The organism is Brevibacillus sp. 1238 (assembly GCF_029892995.1).
GTDB lineage: Bacteria > Bacillota > Bacilli > Brevibacillales > Brevibacillaceae > Brevibacillus > Brevibacillus parabrevis.
Genome location: NZ_JARXWC010000011.1, coordinates 1 through 11,434 on the forward strand (window position 1 = coordinate 1; position 11,434 = coordinate 11,434).

At 50.1% G+C, this 11,434-nt stretch carries 13 protein-coding genes and 1 rRNA gene; 4 read left to right on the top strand and 10 right to left on the bottom strand.

The annotated features are described in order from the left end of the window. Together M2298_RS21075 and M2298_RS21080 are read right to left on the bottom strand one after the other, a co-directional pair. Positions 1-68: ribosomal RNA gene (locus tag M2298_RS21075) — 16S ribosomal RNA — on the bottom strand; the annotation flags it as partial. A 243-nt stretch (positions 69-311) separates the two neighbouring features. Beyond that, positions 312-1,187, bottom strand: coding sequence for a hypothetical protein (locus M2298_RS21080; RefSeq protein ID WP_122966121.1), 876 nt, complete (start codon positions 1,185-1,187; stop codon positions 312-314). A 117-nt stretch (positions 1,188-1,304) separates the two neighbouring features. Between M2298_RS21080 and M2298_RS21085 the strand changes: the two genes are divergently transcribed. Beyond that, positions 1,305-1,679, top strand: a complete 375-nt coding sequence (locus M2298_RS21085; RefSeq protein WP_005827746.1) for a YgzB family protein — start codon at positions 1,305-1,307, stop codon at positions 1,677-1,679. 72 nt (positions 1,680-1,751) lie between these two features. On the opposite strand, the gene M2298_RS21090 is transcribed toward M2298_RS21085, so the two are convergent. The 3 genes from M2298_RS21090 to nth form a co-directional block, all read right to left on the bottom strand. Then, on the bottom strand, positions 1,752-3,497 hold the full coding sequence (locus tag M2298_RS21090) for a glycosyl hydrolase family 18 protein (RefSeq protein WP_280649099.1): 1,746 nt from the start codon (positions 3,495-3,497) through the stop codon (positions 1,752-1,754). A 259-nt stretch (positions 3,498-3,756) separates the two neighbouring features. Continuing rightward, on the bottom strand, positions 3,757-4,194 hold the full coding sequence (perR, locus tag M2298_RS21095) for a peroxide-responsive transcriptional repressor PerR (protein ID WP_063228727.1): 438 nt from the start codon (positions 4,192-4,194) through the stop codon (positions 3,757-3,759). 144 nt (positions 4,195-4,338) lie between these two features. Continuing rightward, the gene (nth, locus tag M2298_RS21100) at positions 4,339-4,995 is read right to left on the bottom strand and encodes an endonuclease III (RefSeq protein WP_122966122.1); all 657 of its coding nucleotides are present in this window, start codon (positions 4,993-4,995) and stop codon (positions 4,339-4,341) included. Between the two features lie 127 nt (positions 4,996-5,122). Here nth and M2298_RS21105 point away from each other — a divergent pair, with 127 nt between their 5' ends. Further along, on the top strand, positions 5,123-6,037 hold the full coding sequence (locus M2298_RS21105; protein ID WP_122966123.1) for a complex I NDUFA9 subunit family protein: 915 nt from the start codon (positions 5,123-5,125) through the stop codon (positions 6,035-6,037). A gap of 46 nt (positions 6,038-6,083) precedes the next feature. On the opposite strand, the gene M2298_RS21110 is transcribed toward M2298_RS21105, so the two are convergent. Genes M2298_RS21110 through bcp form a run of 4 tightly spaced genes read right to left on the bottom strand, consistent with a single transcriptional unit; the run spans position 6,084 to position 9,017 of the window. Further along, positions 6,084-6,632 (bottom strand): cob(I)yrinic acid a,c-diamide adenosyltransferase, encoded by a 549-nt coding sequence (locus M2298_RS21110; RefSeq protein WP_173597071.1) that lies wholly within the window; start codon positions 6,630-6,632, stop codon positions 6,084-6,086. Positions 6,633-6,674: 42 nt separating this feature from the next. Further along, positions 6,675-7,436 carry a class I SAM-dependent methyltransferase gene (locus tag M2298_RS21115; protein WP_122966125.1) on the bottom strand — a complete coding sequence of 254 codons (762 nt, stop codon included), beginning with the start codon at positions 7,434-7,436 and terminating at the stop codon, positions 6,675-6,677. A 9-nt stretch (positions 7,437-7,445) separates the two neighbouring features. Beyond that, positions 7,446-8,498 carry a M42 family metallopeptidase gene (locus tag M2298_RS21120; RefSeq protein WP_173597073.1) on the bottom strand — a complete coding sequence of 351 codons (1,053 nt, stop codon included), beginning with the start codon at positions 8,496-8,498 and terminating at the stop codon, positions 7,446-7,448. A gap of 48 nt (positions 8,499-8,546) precedes the next feature. Next, on the bottom strand, positions 8,547-9,017 hold the full coding sequence (gene bcp / locus M2298_RS21125) for a thioredoxin-dependent thiol peroxidase (RefSeq protein WP_122966127.1): 471 nt from the start codon (positions 9,015-9,017) through the stop codon (positions 8,547-8,549). 151 nt (positions 9,018-9,168) lie between these two features. Here bcp and M2298_RS21130 point away from each other — a divergent pair, with 151 nt between their 5' ends. Beyond that, positions 9,169-9,801: an ArsR/SmtB family transcription factor gene (locus M2298_RS21130; protein ID WP_063228734.1), complete on the top strand. Its 633-nt coding sequence runs from the start codon at positions 9,169-9,171 to the stop codon at positions 9,799-9,801. An 84-nt stretch (positions 9,802-9,885) separates the two neighbouring features. Next, positions 9,886-10,524, top strand: coding sequence for an HAD family hydrolase (locus tag M2298_RS21135; protein ID WP_122966128.1), 639 nt, complete (start codon positions 9,886-9,888; stop codon positions 10,522-10,524). A 147-nt stretch (positions 10,525-10,671) separates the two neighbouring features. On the opposite strand, the gene M2298_RS21140 is transcribed toward M2298_RS21135, so the two are convergent. Further along, the gene (locus M2298_RS21140; RefSeq protein WP_280649054.1) at positions 10,672-11,271 is read right to left on the bottom strand and encodes a hypothetical protein; all 600 of its coding nucleotides are present in this window, start codon (positions 11,269-11,271) and stop codon (positions 10,672-10,674) included. Positions 11,272-11,434: the final 163 nt, after the last annotated feature.

Genomic DNA, 11,434 nt, shown 5'->3' on the forward strand with positions numbered 1-11,434 from the left:
CGCTCGACTTGCATGTATTAGGCACGCCGCCAGCGTTCGTCCTGAGCCAGGATCAAACTCTCCAATAAAGTTTGTTACTGGTTCAAAGCTGGCAATCATTTAATGATAGACTCATCAACGCTTTCGCTGTTCAGTTTTCAAAGAGCATTTTTCGTTGTCGCCCAGAGACGACTTTTTTAATTTACCACAGATCCACTTATTAAATCAAGTGTTTTTTTCACTTTTTTCGCTGTCAGCATTTCCTTGCGCAGCAGCGACGTTTGTTAATATAGCATGTAGCAAAACCAGAAGTCAATAGTATTTAAAAACTTTTACCTGAGCAATATTACTCCTGACTCTCTGTCGCCATTTGCCCCCTCTGTGAAAACGACTTCTTGAATCAATTGCCTTTGCAGCATTTTATCAATAAGAAGAGGGACATCAATTTGTGCATCTACAATGGCCGGATGGTTCACAAGCTCCTCCAGGCGCCACGGACCTGCCTTTGATTCCATAACCTCCATCAAGAAAGTGACGGACTCTTTTACTTTGGACGTAATCCAAAACTCGATCGCGAGAACAAGCAGCTCGATGCGCTTTTCCAACGCTTCTCCATTAATGGACAACTCCTCATACAGTTTGAATACCGATGAGTCCATCTGTTTTACCTGGGACCACAGCGCAGCCTGCGGATGTTCCCCCGCTTCGTACACGATCAGCCTCGCCCACGAATGCAGCGATTGGATGAGCGCATGATGGGCATCCAAGATCAGTCCTTGCTGAAGAAACTCTTTTGTCTCGTGGAAAAAACGGAGGAGTTGGGAATACTCCCTACAGATAAACTTTTTTTGCAGCGCAACAGGCAGACGACTCAGCCGAATCTTCATCTGCTTCATATAACCGTCTTTGTCCCAGACAATATCCGCTCTCCAAAGCAACGCAGCCAGACGTTCATCCAGACCGCTAACCGCCCCTTTTTCAAGCTGCCAGGTACTAATCTGTTGCTCCATGACCACTCGTCCCTGAATGTGCAGACGGCGGATTTTTCCCTCTGCTTGCGGCTGGTTGACCACGACAAGATAAAAGGCGCCATCGCGAAACGGAACCAGCAGATCCGAAACAGGCAAAACCAGCACAGCTTGTACATCCGGGCGCTGCCGCAGCTTATTCAGATACGTTTGCTGACTCTCCTCTCGCTTCATTGCCATGTCGGTGTTCCTCCCTGCCCCTGGGTTGAACTTATGGATTCTACACGATTTGTCCGTTTCCTGCTTGTCAACAGACAAATCCTTTGTATGCTATACTGTATAGTAGGAGGAATGATGATGAAAAAAACTGAACGCCTGAGCAAAATCAAACGCATGCGCACATGGGGTAACTGGAGCATGGTGATCGGCATTTTGCTGATGTATACAGGGTACGCTTTTTTCGGAGGATATCTGGACTTTATACCTTTCCTTGGCAACCTGTTAAAAGGCTCTCACATCTTCATGACGCTGCTTTTGATCATCGGCTTTATTTTGACGATGGGCAGCACCGTCTTGTTTATGATCTCCGGCATGGTATCTACCTCTGCTCCTCAAGTAGAATGTCCTTCGTGCCAAAAAGTAACGAAAATGCTTGGGAAAGAAGATGCCTGTATGTTTTGCGGACAGCCTTTGCGTCTGGAAGACGGGCAGCCCCAGCAAAACCAGACATGATCGATTTCTCATTCGTTCGAGATGCAATAAGCCACCTGCACTTTCCCATTCGGGCAGCAGGTGGCTTCTTTTTTACTGAGCGGTTATAGCGTTTTTCAAGCCTTCCTCGATGGTCGGCCAAATCTCCGGCACTTCGAACCCTCGCCGCCACGAGGCGACTCCAGCCAAATCGTATTTCTTCACTAACTCCATCCGCTTTGCCATGGACGAGACGTCCTCCAACCACATCTTGTAGACATTCCCGTCTTTGGGATCGCGGTATTCCACATACTGCTGACCAGATGCTTTATCCAGGACCGGAGTCAGCTTTCGCTCCGCTATCCACTCCTGCGCTCTCGGCATGGACAGCGCCTTGGAGCTTACCTTGACTGTTCCGTCAGCCTGCTTGGCTTCTGTCCACAATCTTGTGTAAAAAGGAACACCCAAAAGCAGCTTTTCGTTCGGCACTTCTTCCAATACTCCTTGCAAGCCTGCTTCGACCCATGGCAATGACGCCACCGAGCCTGCTTTCGGGCTTGCCGCCCAATGCTCATCGTAGGTCATGACAGCCATGTAGTCGACGACTTCGGCCAATGCTTTGCGATCCAGAAACATCGACCACGTCTTGGCGTTGGACTTGATTGTCACATCGATGGAAACGGTTAGTCCTTGCTGATGCAAGTAAGGCGTCAGCTCGCGGACAAACTGGACGAGCCGCTCCTTGTCCTCATAATACACGTTTTCAAAGTCGATGTTGATGCCGTCCAAATCATACAAGTGGGCATAGTGGATCAACTGGACAATCAGCTTGTCTCGCTTGTCGTAGCTGCCGAGAACGGATTGGGTCCAGTCCGGGTTGAAGCCGTTCGTGACCAGCCCCCACACTTGGTAGCCGCGCTTATGCGCCCATTTTACATACGCCGAGTCCGCTCGGTTTATAAGCGTTCCTTCTGCATCTTTCAATTCAAACCAGGTAGGTGCGATCACATTGACGCCAGGCAGCGTCTCGATCTGGGCGACATTCGGATTTTTGCTGACGACGTGCTCCCAAACCATGTTCACCTTTTGCCCATCAGGCTTCCATGCGACTTGCTCGCCAGAAGACCCGGCATGCTGCAAGCTGACCTTTCGCTTTCCGGACATCTCAACGCTTTTCTCCGGAAGAAAGCCTGCAATCCCGGATGCTGTCAACACGCGGTAATAGCCTTCCTGTTCTCCGAGAACATCAACTGTATCCCCGGAGGATAGCTCGCTTACGATCGGTGTCCGGTGAGAGGCTCCAACACGGACGAGCTGCTTTTCCTCTCCATCGATCACATGCGCCTGCTCGATCTCGTACCCTTCCTGCTCTACAAGGAGCACGCCTGTATCGGCTTTTCGCTCGAAGGCAAACGGATACAGCTTGGTGAGCGGATCAAGCGGCACATAGCGCTTTCCTTCCACTTCCTTCACGGGCACCTGCAAATTGACTGGCTGCTTGTTCAGATGAGCTACGACTTCCCCGCTCTCCATCCGCAAAACTTTGTCCTTCGTCGTCACGATTACAGAACGGGTAGGCTCATCCCAAAAGATCGCCGGGTCGATTTTCTCTTTAATGAAATCAAAAGGAAGCAAGATTTGCTCCCCGTCGAGCAAGTAAGTGGCATCCATGCGCTTTCCTTCAAAGACGATGACATCTTTGGCGCCGTCGTACGGCTGCACATGTTCCGTTGACGCCCGCAGCACGAAAAACCAGTAAATGCTCCCAAAGATGGCGAGCAAGAAAAACATCAGCATGAAAAGTCTGCGCAGCGCTCTTCCCCTTCTGCGTCTGGGACGAGGTACTGTATTAAGCTGCATGCTCACGGTTATACCCTCCTCCCAACCAACGGGCTTTCGCCACGGTTCCGATCATCTGTATCATTCCTGCAATATTTCGATCATAGCCTTGGTTCAAACGATTCACAACCTTTTGTATACTGGAAAACGCAGGACGAGCCGTTCTCCCTCCAAAAAAAGACGTTTGAAACAGCCAAAACGTTACACATTTCAACAGAAAAACACCTTCTGCCTCAACTCTTCGACATTCGTTGAGGCAAAAGGTGTTCATCCACATAACTCAATTTAGGGTACTCTTTTGACAGGACTCGCAGACGCCATATACTTCCATCCGATGGCCGGTGACTTTGAACCCGATATCTCTCGCCGCAGCCTCTTCCGCCTCCCGCAAGTACGGGAAATGGAAGTCCCGGATCGCCCCACAGCTAGAGCAGATCGCGTGGTAATGGTCTTCTTCCACATTGGCATCGAAGCGGCTGGAAGCATCCCCGTAGGTCAGCTCAATTACCAAACCCGCATCTTTAAAAACCCTGAGGTTGTTGTAAATCGTCGCGACGCTCATATTGGGGAATTTGCCTTCGAGAGCTTTGTATATTTCGTCAGCCGTCGGGTGAGTCATCGTCTCCAGCAAATAGGTTAAGATTGCATGGCGTTGAGGTGTCATCCGAACCCCGGTGTTTTTGAGGATTTCTACAGCTTTTTCTACACGCTGTGCCATATTGTCACACCCCACAGTCTTCGCAAGACAAAAGATCAATCAACTCTGTTTGTCATTGATTAGAATTACTTTAAATAAGTGTACGTCTATTCGGCGAAAACTGTCAATATCCATTCCGCCGAATTGCGGAGAAAGAAATGGAAATCAAGCTTTTGCTGCCTTTTTCGCTTCGGTCAAAGCGTATTTGCACATGGATTGCAGTTGGCATTGATCGCATTTCGGATTGCGCGCCGTGCACACTCTTCTCCCGTGCCAAATCAGCCAATGATGCGCATCCGACCATTTTTCGCGCGGAATCTTCTTCATCAGCTGACGCTCTACTTCGTCCACATTGTCGCTCTTGGCAAGGCCCAGGCGATTCCCGACACGAAACACATGGGTATCGACCGCAATCGCCGGGACACCGTACGCATTGGAGAGCACGACGTTGGCCGTTTTTCTACCTACTCCCGGCAACGCCTCCAGCTCGGCGTGCGTTCGCGGCACCTCTCCATTGTACTTTTCGTACAAGATTCTACAGGTCTCCAAAATGTTTTTACTCTTATTCTTGTACAAGCCCAGCCCTCTTATATGCTCTTCCATTTCTTCCTGCGTCAGATGCAAATAGTGTTCCGGCTGGTTCAGCTGTTTGAACATCGGTTCTGTAATTTCATTCACCCGCTTATCCGTGCATTGCGCCGAAAGAATCGTAGCGATCAAAAGCTCAAACGGGGTTGTATAATTCAACTCGCAGTGTGCATCCGGGTACATCTGCTGAAGTGTGTCCAGAATGTCTGCAACGGGTACTTTGCGTTGTGCCATAAATATATCCCCCTTTTTCCTACATTATACCGATCTTGAACAGCTCGGCAATCGTCGCAAGCCATGGAAAGCAGTTCGTGACCTGATGTACAATAAGCTTGGAATCATTTAACAGGGGGCGATATGAATGAAAGTTTTCCTGACAGGAGCTACCGGCTTTGTCGGCAAAGGCGTGCTGGATCGTCTGATTGCAGAAGGCTACGATACCGTTTGCTTGTCCCGGCCAGGTCGGGCAGATTCAAAAGGCAAACTGCTCCCTGAGGTGACTGGCCCTGGAAGCGTGACGGAAGTGGCTGGGGATATACTGGACGCTGAATCGCTGAAAACAGCCATGGCAGGCTGCGACGCCGTCATTCACCTGGTCGGAATTATTCGCGAGCAGCCGGGAAAAGGAATCACTTTTTCGCGGATTCACGTCGACGGCACGCGCAACGTACTGGAAGCAGCCAAACTGCATGGCGTAAAACGCTTCGTCCACATGAGCGCACTCGGTTCGCGAGAAAACGCCACGAGCCAGTACCATCTTACGAAATACAAAGCGGAGCAACTTGTCAAAGCAAGCGGCATCCCTTACGTCATTTTTCAGCCATCGGTCATTTTCGGGCCTGGCGACGAGTTTGTAAACATGCTGGCCGATCTTGTTCGCATGCCAGTCACTCCTGTGCTCGGAAACGGCTCTTACCTGTTGCAGCCTGTAGCGCGAAAAACAGTAGCGGACGTCTTTGTCCAAGCCTTGAACCATCGCGAGGCAACCAATCAGACGTACGAAACAGGCGGGCCTGCTCCCGTCTCCTACGAACAAATTCTCGATACGATCGGCGAGGTGCTCGGCAAGCAAAAAGTGCGCAAAATCCACATCCCGCTCGCCTTCATGAAACCAGTCATCAACGCAATGGAGGGCTTCTCCTTTTTTCCGATAACCAACACCCAGCTGACGATGCTGCTCGAAGGCAATGCCTGCCGGGACGCCGAACGGCTGTACGACACCTTTTCCACAGAAAAAATCGCCTTTCGCCCAGGAATCTCCACCTATCTTTCATAACGATCCGCCAAAAAGAAAAAGCCCCTGAAAAATCAGGGACTTTTGTTTATTCATGCAGTGTTTTCTCCACAGAACCCGTCTCTTTGTTCACGTGACGGGCGACGACGAACAGATAGTCAGACAGGCGGTTGAGATATTTGACCACCGACGGATTCACCTGTTCCTGCTGGGCAACGTGGACGGCTTTTCGCTCTGCGCGTCTCACCATCGTGCGGGCGACATGGAAGGCAGCAGCAGCGGGATGTCCTCCCGGCAAAATAAAGTTCGTGAGCGGCGGCAGACTGGCATCCAACTGGTCAATCTGCCCCTCCAGGAACGTAACATCATCCTCTGCAATCGGCCAGCCGACCTTTTTCCCTTCCGGCGTGGCAAGTTCTGCCCCTACGTGGAACAGCTTGGTTTGAATGATGTGGAAAACATCCTGCAGCTCTTGCCACGCATCGGACACAGGCAACAAGGACAAGGCAAGCCCGATCTGGGAGTTGGCCTCGTCGCACGTTCCATACGCCTCGACGCGATCTGCAAACTTGGGCACGCGCACTCCCGCTACCAATGAAGTTTCGCCTTTGTCTCCCGATTTCGTATAAATCTTCATTCCGATCCCCGCCTTCATTGGTTTTTGTCTGGAACAAGTAAGCTACACAGACTCACAAACGACAATCAGCTCCGTACTGCTCGCATCAAAAGGCGCTCTGGCAAACGTTCCGTACCGTTTGGTCACTTTCAGTCCGTTCAACCGCAACAAGTGATGAAATTCGGACGGATAAATGTAGCGCAAGGCAAAACGTCCCTTCAGCCGCTCGGTTACCACTCCGTTTGCATCTGTGCGCTCGTAGATGCGGGTCACTTCGCACAACTGCTGGAAGTGATCGTAGCGGGTGTAGTCCCACATCGACAGTTCTTCTCCCGAAGGCAACATCTGTGTGCCGCGCAGGGACATCTTTTCATTTTCTTCGTAAAAATGATTGATCTTCGGTACAAAGACGTTCATGACGAGCTTGCCGCCTGGCGCCAAATGCTTGCGAATACAGGCAAGCGCCTTCATCTGTTCCTGAACGTGCAAGAGATGTAAAAACGAGCGAAACGGGATCATGATCAGCGAAAAGGTTTCCCCCAGTTCGAAGTTGCGCATATCTCCCTGCAACAGCTTCAATCCGGCGCTGACGCCTTGCGCATCTGCTTTTTCCTGCGCTTTCGCCAGCATCTCTTGCGACAGGTCGATCCCCGTAACCTCGATTCCGGCCTGAGCCAGCGGGATTGCAATCCTTCCCGTCCCACAGGCCAGATCGAGCACTTTTCCGCCAGCTTGCTTCGCTTCTTCCAAATAAAACTCAACATCGCCAGCAAGTCCGCGCTGCATCAGGTCATAGTAATCAGCCCATTGATACATATTGCTCATGCCGCCCTCCTATGCTTGCATGTCCTCGGAAGCCAGGTAAGCCATGACGAGCTTCGCTGTATTGTCGAGCGCTTCTGTATGCGTGCGCTCATGGGAGTGGGAGGCGTCCACGCCAGGACCGATCAAGCCGTGAACAATGTCGTATCCGGCCCTGAGCGCCGCGCTCGCGTCTGATCCGTAGAACGGATAAATGTCTACCGCGTAATTCAGTCCATTTTGCTGCGCCAAACGTGTCAAGTGGCTGCGCAATCCGTAATGGTACGGCCCGGAGGAATCCTTCGCGCAAATCGAGACGCAATATTCATCGGTCGTCTGTCCGTCGCCGATCGCGCCCATGTCAACCGCCAAATACTCGACGACGTTGGCTGGAATGCTGGAATTGCCGCCATAACCGATTTCTTCGTTGTTGCTGATGAAAAAGTGGGTTGTATACGGCAGTTGTTGGCCCGTCTCGCGAAGCGCTTTCAACACGCCCAACAGAACGGCAACGCTTGCCTTGTCGTCGATGTGACGCGATTTGATAAAGCCGCTGTCTGTTACCGTCACGCGCGGATCGAACGAAACAAAATCGCCAACCGAAATGCCCAACGCCTGTACTTGCTCGCGGTTTGTCACTTTCTCGTCCAGACGAACTTCCATGTTGGAGTCGGTTCTTTCTGCCTTGCCTGCTTCACGGCCATAGACGTGAACAGATGCTTTCGTAGACAAAATCGTCCCGGTCACCAGGCGGCCACTCGCTGTTTCCACTGTGCAGTGCTCGCCTTCCACGGCATTGAACTCAAAACCGCCGATCAACGTCAGCTTGAGGCGTCCGTTGCTTTTGATTTCTTTGACCATGGCTCCCAGCGTATCGACGTGCGCCGTCAGCAAACGCGCCTTGTCATCACGCGCCCCCGGCACGGTAGCGACAATCGCTCCCTTGTTCGTCCGTTTGTACTCCACGCCAAGCTGCTCCAGTTCCCCAGCGACCCACGCCATTACTTTTTCTGTGTTGCCAGACGGACTCGGGATATTCGCCAATTGGCAAAAAGCTTGAACGACATACTCGGTAGACACACCCATGAGAAAATCCTCCTTTTATGTACTATGACTATGTATTAAACGCCGATTTTAGCTTTGCAGCTCTTCCTTGATAAACTGGAGCACTTCCTGTACGTGCCCTTTTACTTTCACTTTCGGCCACACCTTGGCGATGTTGCCTTCCTTGTCGATCACAAAAGTGCTCCGCTCAATTCCCATGTACTCGCGGCCGTACATTTTTTTCAGCACCCAAACGCCGTACGCCTCCGCAACTTCATGCTCCGGATCGGCCAAAAGCACAAACGGCAGCTCGTGCTTCGCAATAAACTTGTCGTGCGACTTCACGGAATCCGGGCTGATTCCGAGCACGACAGTGTCCAGCTCCGCGAACATCGGGTGATAGTCTCGAAAATCGCACGCTTCGGTCGTGCAGCCCGGCGTCATGTCTTTTGGATAAAAATAAAGCACGACATTTTTTCCGCGGTATTGCGAAAGCGAAATCGTCTGTTCATTGTTTGCCTGCAAAGTAAATAAAGGCGCGGCTTGTCCGGTTTCGATCATGCTCATCCCCCCGTAAAAATCACTGGTTTCATTTTACCACAAGCTTACAGGTACTTCATCCGCATATACGTTGCGCTTTCTAGCAGAAAACGATAGAATTAATTAAGAAAAATAAAAAAATGGCCTAGTCAGTTGGATGGTGAGAATTGGCATGAAAGAGTTTTTTGAAGTAACGGATCCAGAAGCGCTTAAATCCCTTGCCATAGCAGAACGGGTTAAGATTCTAGAACTCTTCGAGGATTTGGAGCCGCGTACGGCCAAACAAATCGCTACGGAACTAGGCGAAAATGCTGCACGTCTTCACTACCACGTGAAGGAACTTGTGCGTGTTGGTTTGCTCGAACAGGTAGATACCCGCGTCAAAGGTTCCATCGTGGAGAAATACTACGAGCCAGTCGCCAAGGTGATTCAGGTTAAGCTTCAGCTTATGATTGAAGAAAATGCACAGCAATTGAGTGACGTCATGTTCACTCCGTTTCGCACCACAGAAAAGGATCTCATGAGGACACTCAATCGTTTCGTTGCAAGCGATCAGGATGTTCGCAAGGAATACCAGAATACTTTTGCTTTCAACCTGACTGAATTTTATTTGAGCCAGGAAGAACGCAATCAGTTGGTGGACGACATCAGCGACCTGTTGCAAAAGTACAAAGGCTTCAAAAACGAGCAAGGCCGCCGCAAGTTCAAGTTTTTCGATGTCTTGTTTCCGCTGACGCCTGCTGAGCCGACAGACGATTCGGAAGAGCAGTTTGAGGAGCAAGACGACCAGAACAAGCCGCTGTAAAGCTGTAAAAAGGAAATCGACCAACACCAGGAAAACCATCAAGAGAGATGGTTTTTCTTTTTTTATTCCAAAGGAGGGGCAGCCATGCGCACGATTTTGTTTGATTTTGACGGTACAGTCGCCGATACGCTCCCACTCATTTTCACGGCCTTTCGCTCTACTTTTCAGCGCTTTTTGCAAGAGCACTACTCCGATGCGCAAATCGTAGCGATGTTTGGTCCAACCGAAACTGGCATTTTGCAAAACAAGCTGCCCGCCCATGAACACGAAGCCGCTCTCGATCATTTTTTCCATGTGTACACGCTTGAGCACGCTCAGGTGCAAAATCCTCCGCAGCTTGCAAAGATGCTTGAACAGTTGCATTCTGCGGGCATTCAGATGGGAGTCGTGACGGGAAAAGGGCGCAGAAGTGCAGATATATCGCTGCGCGAGTGGGGATTGGAAAAGTATTTTTCTGTCGTGATCACAGGCGATGAGGTGACCGAGCCGAAGCCGCATCCGGAAGGCATTTTCACAGCGCTGAAACAGCTGGGAGCTACAGCCGAGAATGCGATTTTTGTGGGCGACAGCGACGCAGACATTATCGCGGGACGCGCCGCAGGGCTGACTACGGTCGGCGTTGACTGGCTGCTTGTCACCCAGAAGGCCGGGAGCTTCGATCCTGAGCCGGACTATCGCTTTTCTGACGCGCAGGCGTTTGTTGACTGGGTGCTTGGCCGCTGATTGATTCGGGTTGCCTAACCTGCTATTACTTCGTTAATAGACAGTCTTGCATGGCTGAGATTTTTTCATATACGGATTTTGACCGCATAATACGAAGGGGCTGCCTCAAAAGTCGATTGCTCGACGAAGAGACGCCCCCTTGTCATTTTATTGATTTATATTGTTTCGGATTCGTTGCAAAACTTCTTCGGAATCGAGTTGAACGTGAGGAGAAAGCTCCAGAAACTGAGCAGCGCGTTGATCGAGCCACAAGCTTTCCTCCCCTTTGTTATCAGTAGCAACAAAAACAAATCCGCCTGCATAACTAAAGTACATAATGTTGACATTGTCACCAAGATCGTTTTTTATTTTTTCATGAAGGTCAAACAATTCAGGGCCGGTTTTTTCACCACCTGCCATGATTGGCTCCGTATCTGTTGCTATAGCGATACCTTTTACTTCATCACCTTCCATAATAAACGAAAGCTTCTCATCATGCGCAGTCAATAACTCATGAACGTTCGAACCTTTGTATTTGCTGATTTTATCCGCTTCTGACAACAAAGCTCCTGGAATTGAGAAGTCTGACAGCGTAAAATTATTGCTCGATTCGTTCAAAGATTTGTTCTCTTGATTCCGGGCTTGTTCCATTTTCTTGTATGCATTTAGTGCTTCCTTATTCCCTTGATTGGATGCACCAGCCCAAGTAGCCAATGATATTCCAGCAACTATAACTGCACCGAACAATGTCCAAACATATCTCTTCATACAACTGCCCTCCTTAAATTATTCTGACTCAAAACCATACAATGAGCCAATCTATTCTTGTCTTGAGCTATCCAAGAAAGAGTCATAAGTCATAGTAAAATGTTGACCATCCCATGGGTCCATGTACATTACATACTTCGTGGAGTCGTTTCTATAACCATCA

Coding starts and splice junctions, on each gene's coding strand:
- M2298_RS21080 (WP_122966121.1), bottom strand. CDS start 1,187: ATGGCAATGAAGCGAGAGGAGAGTCAGCAAACGTATCTGAATAAGCTG.
- M2298_RS21085 (WP_005827746.1), top strand. CDS start 1,305: ATGAAAAAAACTGAACGCCTGAGCAAAATCAAACGCATGCGCACATGG.
- M2298_RS21090 (WP_280649099.1), bottom strand. CDS start 3,497: ATGCAGCTTAATACAGTACCTCGTCCCAGACGCAGAAGGGGAAGAGCG.
- perR (WP_063228727.1), bottom strand. CDS start 4,194: ATGGCACAGCGTGTAGAAAAAGCTGTAGAAATCCTCAAAAACACCGGG.
- nth (WP_122966122.1), bottom strand. CDS start 4,995: ATGGCACAACGCAAAGTACCCGTTGCAGACATTCTGGACACACTTCAG.
- M2298_RS21105 (WP_122966123.1), top strand. CDS start 5,123: ATGAAAGTTTTCCTGACAGGAGCTACCGGCTTTGTCGGCAAAGGCGTG.
- M2298_RS21110 (WP_173597071.1), bottom strand. CDS start 6,632: ATGAAGATTTATACGAAATCGGGAGACAAAGGCGAAACTTCATTGGTA.
- M2298_RS21115 (WP_122966125.1), bottom strand. CDS start 7,436: ATGAGCAATATGTATCAATGGGCTGATTACTATGACCTGATGCAGCGC.
- M2298_RS21120 (WP_173597073.1), bottom strand. CDS start 8,498: ATGGGTGTGTCTACCGAGTATGTCGTTCAAGCTTTTTGCCAATTGGCG.
- bcp (WP_122966127.1), bottom strand. CDS start 9,017: ATGATCGAAACCGGACAAGCCGCGCCTTTATTTACTTTGCAGGCAAAC.
- M2298_RS21130 (WP_063228734.1), top strand. CDS start 9,169: ATGAAAGAGTTTTTTGAAGTAACGGATCCAGAAGCGCTTAAATCCCTT.
- M2298_RS21135 (WP_122966128.1), top strand. CDS start 9,886: ATGCGCACGATTTTGTTTGATTTTGACGGTACAGTCGCCGATACGCTC.
- M2298_RS21140 (WP_280649054.1), bottom strand. CDS start 11,271: ATGAAGAGATATGTTTGGACATTGTTCGGTGCAGTTATAGTTGCTGGA.